Source organism: Nocardioides flavus (ex Wang et al. 2016) (assembly GCF_014653115.1).
In the GTDB taxonomy this organism is placed as follows: Bacteria; Actinomycetota; Actinomycetes; order Propionibacteriales; family Nocardioidaceae; genus Nocardioides; species Nocardioides flavus.
On the sequence record NZ_BNAD01000018.1, the window covers coordinates 1 to 15791 of the forward strand.

Sequence of the window (15791 nt, forward strand, 5' to 3'; positions counted from 1 at the left end):
GTTACGGCGGCCATAGCGAAACGGGAAACACCCGGTCCCATACCGAACCCGGAAGTTAAGCCTTTCAGCGCCGATGGTACTGCAACCGAGAGGTTGTGGGAGAGTAGGACGCCGCCGGACAAACATTGTGAGAGCGGGGCCACCTTCGGGTGGTCCCGCTTTTGCATGCCCGGAAGCTGCCGCGGCCCGGCTCTCGCGTGCCGCGGGATCTCGGGCGTGCACCACGTACCGTCCACAGCCTCCTGCTGGGGCGACTTCTCCCCAGGCCACGAGCGCTGACCTGTCGAATGTCGCTGACGGCCGGGAGGGTAGGTCACAGGAGGTGAACTGTGACGAAGACACAGAAGACGGGTGCACAGGCGGAGCTCGGGGACACGACCACCGACGACGTCGTCAACGAGGTCCGCCTCGTCGGCCGGTTGAGCGCTCTGCCGGAGACGGTCGAGCTGCCGAGCGGTGACGTGCTGGTGACGTTCCGGGTATCGGTCCCGACGCCGGCGCCGACCAGCGGATCCCGAGGGACTCCCCGGCGTCGGGTCGACTCGATCCCCTGCACGGCCTGGGCTCCGCGGCTGCGGCGCGGGATCGGCACCTGGCGGCCTGGAGACCTCGTTGAGGTGGCGGGCGTGGTGCGCTGCCGCTTCTACCAAGCGGGCGGAACAACGCGCTCGCGCGTCGAGGTGGAGGCGTCGTCGGCGCGGATCATGCGTCGTTCATCGGCCGCATGAGGACGCCCAGGCTCGGCTTCGGCTGGAAGGACGTGGCCTTCTCGGGCAGGAGCCCGCCGGACTCGACGATCGCCCGGACCTGCTTGAAGTCCGGGCTCGGCAGGAGCACGGCTGGGGTGCTGTCAGAGGCGGCCGCGAGCGCGTCGTCGACGCTGTGGTGGTAGTCGACCCGCTTCGGTGGGTCGGCGAGGCGGGTGAGGACCTGCTCGTGCAGCCATGACACGGCGGCCTGATGGTCCAGGTCGCCCGGTCCCACCGTGTACCAGTCGGTTCGGTCGGTCAGCACGAGGTGGGTGCTGTCGAGGGCACCGAGTGCGCGGACGCGGTCGTGTCGGGCGACGTCGGCGCCGGTGGTGCGAGCAGCCCCGACCAGCGCAGGGAGGTCGGCACCAGGCAACGTGCGGTGGATGGCGCCCAGGAACAACGGAGTGTCGTACTGGTCGACGAGCATCGCGAGGCCGGCGTCCCACGCCGTGCCGGGGTGCTGCTCCTGCAGGCGGAGGTAGGCGGCGTACCGATGGTGGCCGTCGGCGATGAGGCAACGCGAGGTGGCCAGCAGGGCGCTCACGCGGGCCAGCTGCTCGGCGTCGCGGATCGCCCAGATCCGCTGGCGCTGTCCCGCCCGGTCGAGGTAGCGCCAGTCGGGCGTGCCCTCGGCGATCGCGGTGATGACCTCGCGCAGGCGTTCGGGGCCGTGGTGGACGAGCAGGATCGGGGCCGGGTTGAGCGACATCTGCGCCATCCGGTCGGCCAGCTCCCCGGCTTGCTCCGGATGGATCGCTTCGTGCGGCCACACCGCTCGCTCCGTGGGTGCCGCGGCGCGTCGGGACACGCGGAGGGCTCCGACCAGACCGCGGACGGTGAGGCCACCGGACGTGTACTCGTGGAGGTAGAGCGCAGGAGCAGTGTCGGCGACCGCTCGTCCGCGCGCGATCCACTCGGTGAGCCGGTCCGCGACGTCGCGGTAGGGTCGCGCCAGTGCTCGCGCGGAGGCCGGGTCCCCGACGCGTCCCGGCGCGAGCATGAGTGCCCGGAAGGGCAGGAGCTCGAGGGGCTTCGCCACGTAGGGGGGCACGATGGTGGCGGAGTCCATCGGAGCATCGTAGGGGGACGAACGTCACGATCCGGAGAGGGGTTCAGCATGCTCGAGGAGTCCACGGCGCCCGTCGTCGAGGCGCACGACCTGGTCATGTTCGACCTCGACGGTGTGGTCTACGTCGGCGGAGAGGCGATCGCAGGCGTCGCTGAGCGCATCGACCGCGTACGGGCGAGCGGGCGGCACGTCGCCTTCGTGACCAACAACGCGTCGCGCACACCCGCGCAGGTGGCCGCGAAGCTGTCCGGAGTCGGCGTCGCAGCGCAATCCGCGGACGTCGTCACCTCGGCACAGGCGGCGGCGCGACTGCTCGTGGAGGCCCACGGCGAGGGAGCCCGCGTCCTGCTCCTCGGCGGTGAGGGCCTCGAGGTCGCGCTGGTCGAGGCCGGACTCGAGCCGACGGACGACCCCAGCTCTGCGGTCGCCGTGGCCAGTGGCTACGGGCCCGACGTCCGCTGGCGCGACATCATGCGGGTCTCGACGCTGGTCAGGGACGGGCTGCCCTACGTCGCCAGCAACGCGGACCTCACCATCCCGACGCCGTACGGGCTTGCGCCGGGCCACGGCGTCCTCGTGCGCACGATCACCGGCTTCGCCGGGGTCGAGGCTACGGTCGCCGGCAAGCCCGAGAAGCCACTGATGGAGGAGACCGTGCTGCGAGTCGGGGGTGACCGCCCGATCATGGTGGGGGACCGCCTCGACACCGACATCGAGGGCGCGCACGCCATCTCCGCGCCGTCCCTCCTGGTGCTCACCGGGGTGACGTGGCTGGAGGAGCTCGCGGCCGCCACGCGCCGGCTCCGTCCGACCTACATCTCGCCGACCCTCGAGGGTCTGTTCGAGCCGCACGCGGCACCCGCGGTGGACGGCGCGAGGGCCGAGCTCGGGGGATGGACCGCCCAGGTCGTCGCCGGGCGCCTCGACGTGTCGGGACAGGGGAGCGACGCGGACTGGTGGCGCGTCGCGGCCACCGCCTGCTGGCTCCACCTCGACGCGTCGGGGGAGGTGGCGGACGTCTCCGACACGACGCCGCCCGGACCCGTCCGGCAGCTCGGCGCCGAGTAGGCTCGCGCCCATGAGCGAGGTGTCCGCCGACGAGTCGACCGGCGTCGAGGCCGTCGACCGCGTGCTGGCCGAGGTGGCCGGCCTGACGGACACGCCGGTGGCCGCGCACGTCCAGGTCTTCGAGCGTGCCCACGACCAGCTGCGCCGTGCCCTCGACGCCCAGCCGGTGGCCCAGGCCAGCCCGACGAGCGACGACCGGGACGCCTGAGCGACCGTGCCCCCCAGACGACTTCGCCTGGACCAGGAGCTCGTCCGACGCGGCCTGGCCCGCTCACGCGAGCACGCCAGCGAGCTGGTGGCCGCAGGTCGCGTGACGGTGTCCGGCGTCCGCGCGACCAAGCCGGCGACCGGTGTGACCACTGACGTGGCCATCGTGGTGAAGGACGACCCCTCGAGGGTGGACTACGTCTCCCGTGGCGGACACAAGCTCGCCGGCGCGCTGGCCGCCTTCGCCGCCCACGGCCTCACCGTGCAGGGCAAGCGCTGCCTCGATGCCGGCGCCTCGACAGGGGGCTTCACCGACGTGCTGCTGCGTGCGGGTGCCCGCGAGGTCGTCGCCGTCGACGTCGGCTACGGGCAGCTCGCATGGTCGCTGCAGAGCGACGAGCGCGTGGACGTCCACGACCGCACCAACATCCGCGAGCTCACCCTCGACGTCATCGGCGAGCCGGTCGACCTCGTGGTGGGTGACCTCTCGTTCATCTCGCTCGCGCTGGTCCTCGACCCGCTGCTGGCGGTCACCCGTCCGGACGGCGAGCTCGCCCTCATGGTCAAGCCACAGTTCGAGGTGGGCAAGGACCGGGTCGGCAAGGGAGGCGTCGTGCGCGACCTCGACCTGCGCGCCGAGGCCGTCACCACCATCGCCGACCTGGCCGCAGAGCGTGGGTGGGGTGCGGTCGCGGTGACCGTCAGCCCGCTCCCCGGGCCGTCCGGGAACGTCGAGTTCTTCCTGCTGCTGCGCCGCGGTCCTGCCTCGATCGGAGCCGGTGAGATCCGTGCCGAGGTGGAGCGCACCCAGGCGCTGGGGGTGGCGGGTGAGAGGGTGGATCCGTGAGCAACGAGAGCCCCGCGCGCCGAGTGCTGGTGCTGGCGCACACCGGCCGTGCCGAGGTCCGCGAGGTCGCGCGGGCCTGCGTCCAGAGCCTGACCGCGCACGGCATCGGCGTACGGCTGTTGGCTGACGAGGCCGCGGACCTGGGACTGGAGGACGCCGACGGGCTCGTCGAGACGACCCTCGCGGACCACGTGCCGGGCGAGGGCTGCGAGCTGGTGCTGGTCATCGGCGGCGACGGCTCGATCCTCCGCGCCGCCGAGCTGACCCACGAGACGAGCACGCCCCTGCTGGGGGTCAACCTCGGCCATGTCGGGTTCCTCGCCGAGGCCGAGCAGGAGGACGTGGAGTCCACGATCGCCGCCATCGTCCGGCGCGACTACACCGCCGAGGACCGACTCACCCTCGACGTGCGCGTCATGGTGGGCAAGGAGGTCCTCTTCTCGACCTTCGCCCTCAACGAGGCCAGTGTCGAGAAGGCCGCCCGCGAGCGGATGCTCGAGGTGGTCGTCGAGGTCGACGATCGCCCACTGTCGCGGTGGGGGTGCGACGGCGTGGTGTGCGCGACGCCGACGGGCTCGACCGCCTACAACTTCAGTGCCGGCGGCCCGGTGGTCTGGCCCGAGGTGGAGGCGCTGCTGATGGTGCCGCTGAGCGCCCATGCCCTGTTCGCGCGGCCCATGGTGGTGGCGCCGACGTCGGTGCTCGCCGTGGAGGTGCTCGCCAACACCGAGGGCTCCGGGGTCCTGTGGTGCGACGGTCGCCGTACGGTCGACCTGCCGCCCGGGGCCCGCATCGAGGTCCGGCGCGGCGCGCGTCCGGTGCGGCTGGTGCGACTGCACCAGGCTCCCTTCACCGATCGCCTGGTGGCGAAGTTCGACCTGCCGGTCGAGGGGTGGCGGGGTGCCTCCGAGCGCCGCCGTCGCGACGGCGCTGACGCGGACGGCGGCGAGCGGGATGCTTGAGGAGCTGCGGATCAGCCACCTGGGCGTGATCGAGTCCTCCACGCTGGAGCTCGGCCCTGGGCTGACGGTGATCACCGGCGAGACCGGCGCCGGCAAGACGATGGTCGTGACGGCGCTCGGCCTGCTGCTGGGCGGTCGCGGTGACTCGGGCGCCGTACGCTCCGGCGCCAGGCAGGCGCGCGTCGAGGGTGTCGTCGCGAGCGGGTCGCTCCCCGGCTTCCGGGAGGCCGTCGAGGAGTCCGGGGGCGAGGTCGAGGACGGCCAGGTCGTGCTGGCGCGCAACGTGGCGGCCCAGGGCCGGTCGCGGGCCTGGGTGGGCGGCGCCGCCGTACCGGTGACCACGCTGGCCGAGGTCGCCGAGCCGCTGGTGGCCGTGCACGGCCAGTCCGACCAGCACCGCCTCCTCAGGCCGGGTGCCCAGCGCGCGTCGCTCGACCGCTTCGGGGGTGACCCGTTGGCCGCCACCGCCGCGACGTACGCCGAGGCGTGGGCCGAGCTCGTGGCCACCGAACGCACCCTGGTCGAGGTCGTCGGTTCCGCGCGCGAGCGAGCGCGCGAGGCCGACCAGCTCCGCTTCGGCCTCGGTGAGGTCGAGGCCGTGGACCCGAGGCCGGGGGAGGACGCCGAGCTCGCCGCGGAGGAGACGCGCCTGGGCTTCGCCGACACGCTGCGCACCGCGGCCGAGACGGCGCGCGAGGCGCTCTCCAGCGAGGACGGGGCCGTCGATGCGATGGCGACCACGAGCGCGGCGCGACAGGCGCTGGAGGGCGTGCGCGACCACGATGCGGCGGCCGGAGAGCTCGCCGACCGTCTTGCCGAGCTGGGCCACCTCCTCGTCGACGTGGCAGGGGACGTCGCGTCCTACGCCGCGTCGCTCGACACCGATCCCGCACGACTCGCCGCCGTCTCCGAGCGCCGGGCCGCGCTGACGGCGCTGACCCGCAAGTACGGCGAGACCATCGACGAGGTCCTGGCCTGGGCCCAGGACGGCGCCAAGCGGCTGCTCGACCTCGAGGACACCGACGGCCGGATCAGCGAGCTCGAGGAGCGCCGCGACCGCCTCCGCGCGGAGCTGGGACGCCTCGCGAGCACCCTGAGCGCGCAGCGGACCGAAGCCGCCCGGCGGCTCGGGACCGCCGTGAGCGACGAGCTCACGTCCCTCGCGATGCCCCACGCCACCGTCACGATCGCCGTGCGGCAGCAGGAGACCCCGGCACCCGAGACGCCCGCCGGCCCGCAGCTGCTGGTCGACGGTCGCTGGCTGCGGGCGAGCGTGCACGGTGTCGACGACGTCGAGTTCCTGCTCGCCGCCAACTCCGGTGCCGACGCCCGGCCGCTGCACAAGGGCGCGTCCGGGGGTGAGCTCTCGCGGGTGATGCTGGCGCTCGAGGTGTCCCTCGCCGAGACCGGCTCCGTGCCGACCTTCGTCTTCGACGAGGTCGACGCCGGGGTCGGCGGCAAGGCTGCCATCGAGGTCGGCCGTCGGCTGGCCGCGCTCGCGCGCACCTCGCAGGTGCTGGTCGTCACGCACCTGCCGCAGGTCGCGGCGTACGCCGACCGGCACGTGGTGGTGCACAAGTCCAGCGACGGGTCGGTCACCACGTCGGGCCTGGTGTCCCTCGCCGAGGAGGACCGCGAGCGCGAGCTCTCCCGGATGCTGGCCGGCATCGACGACTCCGACACCGCTCGTGCCCACGCCCGCGAGCTGCTGGAGACCGCCGCGCCCGAGCGGGCGTGCCTCCCCGAGGGGCGGCGTCGCGGCTGACACCATGGCGCGGTCATGAAGTTCGCAGTCCGCTCCCGCTCAGCCCCTGCCCTTCCCGGCGTGCACGGCACAGCCCGGGTCCACCGACGTACGGCCGGCGCGCTCGGACGCCTGCGCGAGGGTGACGTCGCGGTGCTCGACCACCTCGACATGGACCGGGCGACCGCCCAGGCGCTGGTCGACGCCGGAGTCGTGGCGGTGGTCAACGCCGGGCCGATGATCTCCGGGCGCTACCCCAACCTCGGGCCCGAGCTGCTGGTCGGCGCCGGCGTGACGGTGGTCGACGACGCAGGCCCGGAGGTCTTCGAGCGGCTGAGGGACGGCGTCACGGTCCGGATCGACGGGGGAGAGGTGCACGCCGGGGACACGCTGGTCGCGTCGGCGCGTGAGCTGACGCCCGTCCTGGTGCGTGCCGAGATGGACCGGGCGCGCGCGGGCCTGGTGGCGCAGCTCGAGAGCTTCACCCACAACAGCACCGAGTTCCTCCGACGCGAGGAGGACCTGCTGCTGCACGGACGCGGCGTGCCCAGGACGGCGACCGAGATGGCCGGTCGTGCGGTCGTGGTGACCGTCCGATCACACGGGTGGGAGTCGGAGCTGCGTGGCATCCGTCCCTTCGTCCGCGAGCAGCGTCCGGTCCTCATCGGAGTGGACCGGGGCGCGGACGCACTCGTCAGCGCCGGGCACCGCCCGGACGTGGTCGTGGTGACCGGCGGAGCCGACGACCTGCCGCCCGCCGCCGTCCTGCGCAAGGCCCGTGACGTCGTCGTGCTGGTCGAGCGGGGCGCTCCCCGTGCCGTCACCGAGCCGTTCGAGCGCCTCGGCATCCGGCCGCTGCGCTTCGAGACCACCGCGACCACCGAGGACGCTGCCCTCCTGCTGGCCTCGGCCAGCGAGGCGTCCCTGGTCGTGGGGGTGGGGATGCACGCCACCCTCGACGAGTTCCTCGACCGCCGCCGCCCCGGCCTGGCCAGCACGTTCCTCACCCGGCTCAAGCTCGGGCCCGACCTCGTCGACGCCGCGGCCCTGCCGCGGCTCTACGACGGGGCCGTCCGCCCCCGGCACCTCGCCGCAGCGCTCGCCGCAGGTGTGCTGGCGCTCACGGCGGCCGTCAGCGTGACCCCGGTGGGCCAGCAGTGGGTGGACGAGCTGTCCCCGACCCTCACGAGCAACACGTCCGACCTGCTCGACAACGTACGAGGAATCCTCCCGTGATCACCCTGCGCCACCACCTGCTCACCATCGTCGCGGTCTTCCTCGCCCTCGCGGCCGGGATCGTCCTCGGCGGCGGCCCGCTGTCCGACGTGGGTCAGACCGTCGCCACGGCCGGCAAGGAGGACGAACCGGAGCCGGTCGAGGACCGCGCTCGCACCGACTACACCGAGAGCGTCGTCACCGCCCTCGGGCCCGGCACCGTGGGCGGTCGGCTGGCCGAGCGCTCGGTCGCACTCATGACGCTGCCCGGCGCCGACGAGCAGGTCGTCACCGCGCTCGGGGAGCAGGTGGCAGCGGCCGGCGGCACCGTGAGCGCGCGCTACGACCTGGGCGAGGACCTCGTCGACCCGAGCCAGAAGTCGCTCGTCGACACCCTCGGCAGCCAGCTGCTGACCCAGCAGGCCGAGGGCGACGTCGCCGCGGACGCCTCGACGTACGACCGGATCGGCGCGCTGCTGGGGCTCGCGGTGGCGTCCCGTGAGGCCGAGGGCCAGGAGGTCAACGGCAAGGCACGCGCGATCGTCGACGCCGTCAGCGGCGCCGGCCTGATGGCGGCCCCTGACGGGGTCGCCCAGCGTGCTCCACTGGTCCTGCTGGTGCTCGGGACCGACGCCCGCGACGACGGCTCCGACGCCATCCTGGCCGGGCTGGCGAAGGGACTGGCCGCCCAGTCCGTCGGAGTCGTGCTCGCCGGGACCACCGCCGACGGGGACGCCGGCCAGCTCGGACGGTTCCGCGCCGACCCCGCCGCGGCCGAGGTGGCGAGCCTCGACGGCATCGACACCGTCGCCGGGCGCGTGGCGACGATCCTCACCCTCCAGCGCTCGCTGACGACCCGCGGTGGTGCGTTCGGTGCGTCGGGTGCGGACGGACCGCTCCCGCTCGGGTAGGATCGAAGCCCGTGAAGAGCCGTACGCCGACCAAGCACGTATTCGTGACCGGAGGCGTCGCCTCCTCCCTCGGCAAGGGGCTCACCGCCTCCAGTCTGGGCAACCTGTTGAAGGCGCGCGGACTGCGCGTCACGATGCAGAAGCTGGATCCGTACCTCAACGTCGATCCGGGCACGATGAACCCCTTCCAGCACGGCGAGGTCTTCGTGACCAACGACGGTGCGGAGACGGACCTCGACATCGGTCACTACGAGCGGTTCCTCGACACCGACCTCAACCAGATCGCCAACGTGACGACCGGGCAGGTCTACTCCACGGTCATCGCCAAGGAGCGCCGCGGCGACTACCTCGGCGACACCGTCCAGGTGATCCCGCACATCACCAACGAGATCAAGGACCGGATCCTCGCGATGGGCGGCCCGGACATCGACGTGGTGATCACCGAGGTCGGCGGCACGGTGGGCGACATCGAGTCGCTGCCGTTCCTCGAGGCCGCGCGGCAGACGCGCCACGAGATCGGGCGCGACAACTGCTTCTTCATCCACGTCTCCCTCGTGCCCTACATCGGGCCCTCGGGTGAGCTGAAGACCAAGCCGACGCAGCACTCCGTGGCCGCCCTGCGCTCCATCGGCATCCAGCCCGACGCGATCGTGTGCCGCGCGGACCGCGAGCTGCCCGAGGGGATCAAGCGCAAGATCGCGCTGATGTGCGACGTCGACGACGAGGCGGTCGTCACCGCCGCCGACGCGCCGTCGATCTACGACATCCCGAAGGTCCTGCACCGCGAGGGCCTCGACGCCTACGTGGTGCGCCGCCTCGACCTCCCGTTCCGCGACGTCGACTGGACGACGTGGGACGACCTGCTCCGCCGCGTGCACCACCCGTCGGAGGAGGTCACCGTCGCGCTCGTCGGCAAGTACATCGACCTTCCCGACGCCTACCTGTCGGTCAGCGAGGCGCTGAGGGCCGGCGGCTTCGCGCACGAGGCGAAGGTCAACATCCGTTGGGTCGCCTCCGACGAGTGCGAGACCGAGGCCGGTGCCGCGAAGCACCTCGCCGACGTCGACGCGGTGCTCGTGCCGGGCGGCTTCGGGGTGCGCGGCATCGAGGGCAAGCTCGGGGCGCTGCGCTACACCCGCACCCACGGCATCCCCACGCTCGGCCTGTGCCTGGGCCTGCAGTGCATGGTGATCGAGTACGCCCGCAACGTCGCCGGGCTCGCCAAGGCCGGCTCGACGGAGTTCGACCCCGACACGGTCGAGCCGGTGATCTCCACGATCGAGGAGCAGAAGAAGTTCGTCGACGGCGCCGGCGACCTGGGTGGCACCATGCGCCTCGGGCTCCAGAAGGCCGAGCTCCTCGAGGGCAGCGTCGTGCGCGCTGCGTACGGCGCTGCGACGGTGGAGGAGCGCCACCGGCACCGCTACGAGTTCAACGACGCCTACCGCGAGACGCTGGCCCAGGCCGGCCTGGTCTTCTCCGGCATCAACCCCGAGCTCGGCCTGGTCGAGTTCGTCGAGCTGCCCAAGGACATGCACCCCTACTACGTCGCCACGCAGGCGCACCCCGAGCTGCGCTCGCGCCCGACGCGGCCGCACCCGCTCTTCGCCGGTCTCATCGGTGCGGCGATCGAGCGGCAGCGCTCGGAGCGGTTCCCGATCGACGAGTCGGGGCTGCGCCGCAAGGACGAGGACGCCGAGGTCTGAGACCCGGGTCGAGGAGGTCGCCTCGACCAGCAGGTCTGCGTCAGAGCTGGCGGGCCTGCAGGATGCGCCCGAGGACGAACGAGTTCGACCGGAGCTGGTTGCGGGCGTACGCCATGAGGCTGTCGTCCTCGGCGGCCGTCTCGGCGGCCGCGAGGAACTCGGCGTCCCCGGCACCGAGCGGGTACATCGCGCGGATCGTGAGGCCCTGGTTGAGCAGACCGCCCTTGAGGGTGTGCAGCTCGTCGAGGTAGCGGTGCGTGAACGGCGCCAGCAGGTCGGCCTGGCCGGGGCGCCAGAAGGTGGAGCCGAGGACGAGGGTCTCGCGGCTGGCAGGCACGGAGTAGTCGACGAAGAAGGCGCGCCACACCTCCTCCTTGGCCGCGAGGCTCGGGTGGGCAGCGAGCACCGCGAGGCGTCGCATGCCGGCGTCGGGGTCGGGGTCGGCCTCGAGGAGCCGGGCGACCCGGTCCTCGTCGTAGTCGCCGAGCTCGGAACGTCGCACCGCCATCCGCCACGCGAGATCGAGGTCGGTGGCCTCCTGCGCCGCAGCCTCCAGCGTCGCCCAGTGGGACTCGGTGGACGCGGATGCGGCCAGCGTGCGGAGCGCTGCCTGCCGGGCGTCGGGCAGGTCCACCAACCGGGTCGCCGCGTCCGCCAGGCCACGCAGCAGCTCCGGTGACTCGGTGGCCGGAGCCCACCGGTCGGCCACCTGCAACGCCTGGGAGAGGAACGGCTCGACCAGCGCCGGGCTGGTCTCCGACGACAGGGCGCGGTTGAGGGCGCCCGAGACGTCGCGGGGCGCGACGTCACCGAGCAGCAGGAGCTGGCCCGCCGTGGCGGCCACCAGCGCTCGGTCGAGCGGGTCCTCGAGCTGGTGGATCCTGTCGAGCATCCGGGTGAGCGAGACGGCGTCGGGCTTGATCGCGGCGAAGGTGTGGTCGCCGGCGTTGAGCAGTCGCAGGTCGCCGGCAGGAAGGTCCACGGGAGTCCTGAGGCCGTCGATCTCGTGGGACGAGCGCCCCACGACCACCAGCTCGTCGCCAGAGGCGTCGAAGACGGCGATGTCGAGGCGGTGCGGCCGGGGCTCCTGGTCGTCGGGGGTCTCGACCACGAGCTCGTCGTCGACCAGCGAGATCACGTCGGTGCCCGCCTCGTCGAGCCAGGCCTTGGTCCAGGCCGACAGGTCGCGACCGGACGCGCGGGAGTAGCAGTCCATGAGGTCGTCGAGTCGCGTGTTGGTGAACGCGTAGCGGCTGAAGTAGTCACGCAGGCCCTCCACGAACGCGTCCTCGCCGATGAAGGCGACGAGCTGGTGCAGGACGCTCTGTCCCTTGACGTAGGTGATCGCGTCGAAGTTGGACATGGCCGCAGAGACGTCGGGGACGTCACCGCGGATCGGGTGCCGGGCCGGGCTCATGTCCATCTCGTAGGCGGTGCGCTTGGAGACGGCCAGGAACGTCGCCCACTGGTCGGTGAACTCGCTCGCACCCGCCATGCCCCAGTTGGCCGCCCAGGAGGCGAAGGCCTCGTTGAGCCAGAGGTCGTCCCACCACTGCATCGTCACGAGGTCGCCGAACCACATGTGGGCCATCTCGTGGAAGATGAACTCCGCCCGCACGGCCCGCTGGGCGTGGGTCGGCGGAGTGCGGAAGAGCTGCCCGTCGCCGTAGGTGACGCAGCCCCAGTTCTCCATCGCGCCGCCGAGGTTGGGCACGAACACCTGGTCGTAGCGCTCCTGCGGGAACGGGTAGCCGAACCGCTCACCGAAGAACGCGAGGCCCTGCCGGGTCAGGGTGACCATGTCGTCGAGGTCGCGCTCGAGGACGGGTACCAGCGACTGGCGGCAGTAGAAGCCGAGGTCGTAGCCGTCGTGCTGGCGGCGCACCTCGTGGAACGGGCCGGCATTGACCACCACGACGTACGTCGAGAGGCGCGGGGTGTCGGGGAAGGTCCAGGTCCGGGCGGCGCCGGTCCCGGCGTCGACGACCGACTCGGGGGCGCCGTTGGACGTCACCACCCACGCGGACGGAGCGGTCACCACGAAGCGGTGCGGCGCCTTGAGGTCGGGCTGGTCGAAGCAGGCCCACACGCGGCGTGCCTCGTCGGGCTCGAGGCTGGTCCACACGTAGACGAGCCCGTCGGTGGGGTCGACGGTGCGCAGGATGCCCTCGCCGCGACCGGTGTTGGTGGTGGCGGCCTCGACGACCAGGACGTTGTCGGCGGCCAGCGGAGGCAGCGGGAGGCGCCCGTGCTCGACCAGTGACACGTCGACCTCCTGCCCGTTGAGGGTCGCGCGGCGCACGTCCATCGCGACGTCGACGAACGTCGTCGCGCCGGGGTCGGAGCAGGTGAAGGTGATGGTGCTGACCGAGGCGAAGAGGTCACCCTCGAGCAGCCCGGTCATGTCCACCGCGATGTCGTAGCGCTGCACCTCGAGGAGGTCGGAGCGGACGGCAGCTTCGGACTTGGTGAGGCTCGACAACGTCATGGAGGTGACCGTACTCACTCTGTCCATCCGCGCTAACGTCTGGGCATGCCGGACAACGATGCTGCGCCGCACTCCGTGCAGGTAGGCGGAGCTCCTCGCGAGCCGCTCGCCGACCGCCCGATGTCGTGGCCGGTGGTCGCCAGCCGGGACCTCCACCGCGACGACTGGGTGGTGGCGCTGCGCGAGGATCGCATCACGCGACCGGGACACCCCGAGGAGTTCACCCGGATCAGCCTCGAGCACCCCGGCGCCGTCGTGGTGCTCGCAGTGGACGACGACGAGCGGGTGATGTGCCTGCGCCAGTACCGCCACACGAGCGGCCACGAGTTCGTCGAGCTTCCCGCCGGGCTCTGCGACGCCGGCGACGAGCCCCCGGTGGAGACCGCGAAGCGGGAGCTGCGCGAGGAGGCCGAGCTCGAGGCGAGCGAGTGGCGCCCGCTGCTCAGCACCTACGGCAGTGCCGGGATCAGCGACGAGGTGCACGACATCCTCCTGGCGCGCGGGCTGTCCCACGCCTCGCGCGGAGACTTCGCCCTGCGCCACGAGGAGGCCGAGATGGAGCGCTTCTGGGTGCCGATGGACGACCTCCTCGACGCGGTGCTCGAGGGCCGGGTCCGGCAGGGGCCGCTGGTGCAGGCGGTGCTGGTCTATGCCGTGCTCAAGCAGCGCGGCGCCCTCGACGCCCCCTGAGGCCTCCCGGGAGTAGTCTCGCTCCCGCTGTGAGGCGAGCCACACCGTGGTGGCCACCCGTACCCCTGAGGAGCAAGGCATGAAGGTCGGCGTACCCAAGGAAGTCAAGAACCGCGAGTACCGCGTGGCCCTGACCCCCATCGGCGTGCACGAGCTGGTCCAGCACGGTCACGAGGTCGTGGTCGAGAAGTCCGCCGGCGTGGGCTCGCAGATCCCCGACGAGGAGTACGTCGCCGCGGGCGCCACCATGCTCGACACCGCCGACGACGTGTGGGGCAGCGCCGACATGGTCCTCAAGGTCAAGGAGCCGGTCGCCGAGGAGTACGCGCGGATGCGGGAGGGCCAGACCCTCTTCACCTACCTCCACCTCGCCGCCGACAAGCCCCTCACCGAGGAGCTGATGCAGCGCAAGGTCACCGCGATCGCGTACGAGACCGTCCAGCTCCCGTCCGGCGGCCTGCCGCTGCTCTACCCGATGTCCGAGGTCGCGGGCTGCCTCGCGCCCCAGGTCGGCGCCCACGCGCTGCTCAAGGCCAACGGCGGCCGCGGCGTCCTCATGGGCGGCGTGGGCGGCGTGGCCAACGCCAAGGTCGTGATCATCGGCGCCGGCGTCTCGGGCCAGAACGCCGCCAACATCGCGCTCGGCATGGGCGCCGACGTGACCCTGCTCGACACCGACCTCGACAAGCTGCGGATGTCGTTCTGGCGCTACAACAACCGGGTCCACGGCCTTGCCTCCTCCAAGCTGGCGATCGAGCAGCAGGTGATGGAGGCCGACATGGTGATCGGCGCGGTGCTGATCCCGGGGGCCGCGGCGCCGAAGCTGGTGAGCAACGAGCTGGTCTCGCGGATGAAGCCGGGCTCGGTGCTCGTCGACATCGCCATCGACCAGGGCGGCTGCTTCGAGGACTCCCACGCCACGACCCACGACGACCCCACCTACGAGGTCCACGACTCGGTCTTCTACTGCGTGGCCAACATGCCCGGCGCGGTGCCCAACACCTCGACGTACGCCCTGACCAACGCGACCCTGCCCTACGCGGTGGCGCTGGCCGACAAGGGTTGGCAGCAGGCGCTGCGCGACGACCGAAGCCTCGCGCTCGGGCTCAACACCCACGACGGCCGGCTGACCAACGCGCCGGTCGGCGAGGCCGTCGGCATCGAGTCGGTGCACCTCGACGACGTCCTTGGCTGACCCGGGGGTGCGCCGGGCCGTCCGGACCTACCTCGACCACCTCGCGGTGGAGCGCGGGCTCGCCGCCAACACGCTGAGCTCGTACACCCGGGACCTGGGCCGCTACGAAGAGTTCCTGGCCGGCCAGGGGATCGACGACCTGGACGCGGTCACCGAGGCGACGGTGGCCGCGTTCCTGGTGAGCCTGCGGGAAGGGAGCGAGGGACACCCGCCGCTGAGCGCGACGTCGGCCGCTCGTACGGTCGTCGCGGTGCGCGGCTTCCACCGGTTCGCGGTCTCCGACGGTCTGGCGCAGTCCGACCCGGCAGCAGCGGTGAAGCCGCCGACCCCGGCCAAGCGGCTGCCGAAGGCGCTCCCGCTCTCCGACGTCGAGGCCATCCTCGAGGCGGCGGGGGCGCCCGAGACGGTGCTGGCGCTGCGCGACCGCGCCCTGCTGGAGCTGCTCTACGGCACGGGCGCCCGCATCTCCGAGGCGGTGGGTCTCGACGTCGACGACCTCGACGCGGTCGACGGCACCGTCCTGCTGCGCGGCAAGGGCGGCAAGGAGCGCCTGGTGCCGGTCGGCGGGTACGCGCGCGACGCGGTTGCCGCGTACCTCACCCGCGCGCGCCCCGAGCTGGTCGGTGCCGGGCGCGGGGGACCGGCGATGTTCCTCAACTCCCGTGGGGGCAGGCTCTCGCGGCAGAGCGCGTGGGCCGTGCTGGTCAAGGCGGCCGAACGCGCCGGCGTGACGGCCTCGGTGTCGCCGCACACGCTGCGGCACTCCTTCGCCACGCACCTGCTCGACGGCGGGGCCGACGTCCGCGTGGTGCAGGAGCTGCTCGGGCACGCGTCCGTGACGACGACGCAGGTCTACACCCTCGTCACCGTCGACAACCTGCGCGAGGTGTTCGCGACCGCTCACCCGCGCGCGCGGGACTGAGCCCCGGCCCACCTC

14 protein-coding genes and 1 rRNA gene are annotated in these 15791 nt (G+C 72.5%); 13 read left to right on the forward strand and 2 right to left on the reverse strand.

Features of this window, described 5'->3' with window-relative positions; all coding sequences use genetic code 11:
* The first annotated feature begins 2 nt into the window (after positions 1–2).
* Positions 3–120: ribosomal RNA gene (rrf, locus tag IE200_RS18640) — 5S ribosomal RNA — on the forward strand.
* Between the two features lie 209 nt (positions 121–329).
* Positions 330–728 (forward strand): single-stranded DNA-binding protein, encoded by a 399-nt coding sequence (locus tag IE200_RS18645; protein ID WP_191280999.1) that lies wholly within the window; start codon positions 330–332, stop codon positions 726–728.
* Here the strand turns inward: IE200_RS18645 and IE200_RS18650 are convergent.
* Positions 703–1821 carry a DUF1015 family protein gene (locus IE200_RS18650; RefSeq protein ID WP_191281000.1) on the reverse strand — a complete coding sequence of 373 codons (1119 nt, stop codon included), beginning with the start codon at positions 1819–1821 and terminating at the stop codon, positions 703–705. The two genes, IE200_RS18645 and IE200_RS18650, sit on opposite strands and share 26 nt — an antisense overlap.
* Before the next feature lie 48 nt (positions 1822–1869).
* Here IE200_RS18650 and IE200_RS18655 point away from each other — a divergent pair, with 48 nt between their 5' ends.
* The 8 genes from IE200_RS18655 to IE200_RS18690 are packed head-to-tail and all read left to right on the forward strand — an operon-like array spanning position 1870 to position 10481.
* Entirely contained in the window at positions 1870–2889 is a 1020-nt protein-coding gene (locus tag IE200_RS18655) for an HAD-IIA family hydrolase (RefSeq protein ID WP_191281001.1), read from the forward strand.
* Positions 2890–2899: 10 nt separating this feature from the next.
* On the forward strand, positions 2900–3097 hold the full coding sequence (locus IE200_RS18660; RefSeq protein WP_191281002.1) for a hypothetical protein: 198 nt from the start codon (positions 2900–2902) through the stop codon (positions 3095–3097).
* Positions 3098–3103: 6 nt separating this feature from the next.
* Positions 3104–3943: a TlyA family RNA methyltransferase gene (locus IE200_RS18665; RefSeq protein WP_191281003.1), complete on the forward strand. Its 840-nt coding sequence runs from the start codon at positions 3104–3106 to the stop codon at positions 3941–3943.
* A complete protein-coding gene (locus IE200_RS18670) occupies positions 3940–4905 on the forward strand; it encodes an NAD kinase (protein ID WP_191281004.1) in 966 nt (321 codons plus the stop codon). The genes IE200_RS18665 and IE200_RS18670 overlap by 4 nt, the downstream gene beginning before the upstream one ends.
* Positions 4844–6670 (forward strand): DNA repair protein RecN, encoded by a 1827-nt coding sequence (gene recN, locus IE200_RS18675; protein WP_308433029.1) that lies wholly within the window; start codon positions 4844–4846, stop codon positions 6668–6670. The genes IE200_RS18670 and recN overlap by 62 nt, the downstream gene beginning before the upstream one ends.
* 15 nt (positions 6671–6685) lie before the next feature.
* Positions 6686–7885 carry a putative cytokinetic ring protein SteA gene (gene steA / locus IE200_RS18680; RefSeq protein WP_191281005.1) on the forward strand — a complete coding sequence of 400 codons (1200 nt, stop codon included), beginning with the start codon at positions 6686–6688 and terminating at the stop codon, positions 7883–7885.
* Positions 7882–8775, forward strand: coding sequence for a copper transporter (locus tag IE200_RS18685; protein ID WP_191281006.1), 894 nt, complete (start codon positions 7882–7884; stop codon positions 8773–8775). Before steA ends, IE200_RS18685 begins: the two co-directional genes overlap by 4 nt.
* An 11-nt stretch (positions 8776–8786) precedes the next feature.
* Positions 8787–10481 (forward strand): CTP synthase, encoded by a 1695-nt coding sequence (locus IE200_RS18690; RefSeq protein ID WP_191281007.1) that lies wholly within the window; start codon positions 8787–8789, stop codon positions 10479–10481.
* A 40-nt stretch (positions 10482–10521) separates the two neighbouring features.
* On the opposite strand, the gene pepN is transcribed toward IE200_RS18690, so the two are convergent.
* Positions 10522–12969 carry an aminopeptidase N gene (gene pepN, locus IE200_RS18695; protein ID WP_191281008.1) on the reverse strand — a complete coding sequence of 816 codons (2448 nt, stop codon included), beginning with the start codon at positions 12967–12969 and terminating at the stop codon, positions 10522–10524.
* A 45-nt stretch (positions 12970–13014) separates the two neighbouring features.
* Here pepN and IE200_RS18700 point away from each other — a divergent pair, with 45 nt between their 5' ends.
* From IE200_RS18700 to xerD, 3 genes are all read left to right on the forward strand, one after another.
* Positions 13015–13659: an NUDIX domain-containing protein gene (locus IE200_RS18700; protein ID WP_191281009.1), complete on the forward strand. Its 645-nt coding sequence runs from the start codon at positions 13015–13017 to the stop codon at positions 13657–13659.
* Between the two features lie 79 nt (positions 13660–13738).
* Positions 13739–14854 carry an alanine dehydrogenase gene (gene ald / locus IE200_RS18705; RefSeq protein WP_191281010.1) on the forward strand — a complete coding sequence of 372 codons (1116 nt, stop codon included), beginning with the start codon at positions 13739–13741 and terminating at the stop codon, positions 14852–14854.
* Positions 14847–15776, forward strand: a complete 930-nt coding sequence (xerD, locus tag IE200_RS18710; protein WP_191281011.1) for a site-specific tyrosine recombinase XerD — start codon at positions 14847–14849, stop codon at positions 15774–15776. The genes ald and xerD overlap by 8 nt, the downstream gene beginning before the upstream one ends.
* Positions 15777–15791 lie beyond the last annotated feature (15 nt).

Coding starts and splice junctions, on each gene's coding strand:
- IE200_RS18700 (WP_191281009.1), top strand. CDS start 13,015: ATGCCGGACAACGATGCTGCGCCGCACTCCGTGCAGGTAGGCGGAGCT.
- ald (WP_191281010.1), top strand. CDS start 13,739: ATGAAGGTCGGCGTACCCAAGGAAGTCAAGAACCGCGAGTACCGCGTG.
- IE200_RS18660 (WP_191281002.1), top strand. CDS start 2,900: ATGAGCGAGGTGTCCGCCGACGAGTCGACCGGCGTCGAGGCCGTCGAC.
- pepN (WP_191281008.1), bottom strand. CDS start 12,969: ATGACGTTGTCGAGCCTCACCAAGTCCGAAGCTGCCGTCCGCTCCGAC.
- IE200_RS18655 (WP_191281001.1), top strand. CDS start 1,870: ATGCTCGAGGAGTCCACGGCGCCCGTCGTCGAGGCGCACGACCTGGTC.
- steA (WP_191281005.1), top strand. CDS start 6,686: ATGAAGTTCGCAGTCCGCTCCCGCTCAGCCCCTGCCCTTCCCGGCGTG.
- IE200_RS18650 (WP_191281000.1), bottom strand. CDS start 1,821: ATGGACTCCGCCACCATCGTGCCCCCCTACGTGGCGAAGCCCCTCGAG.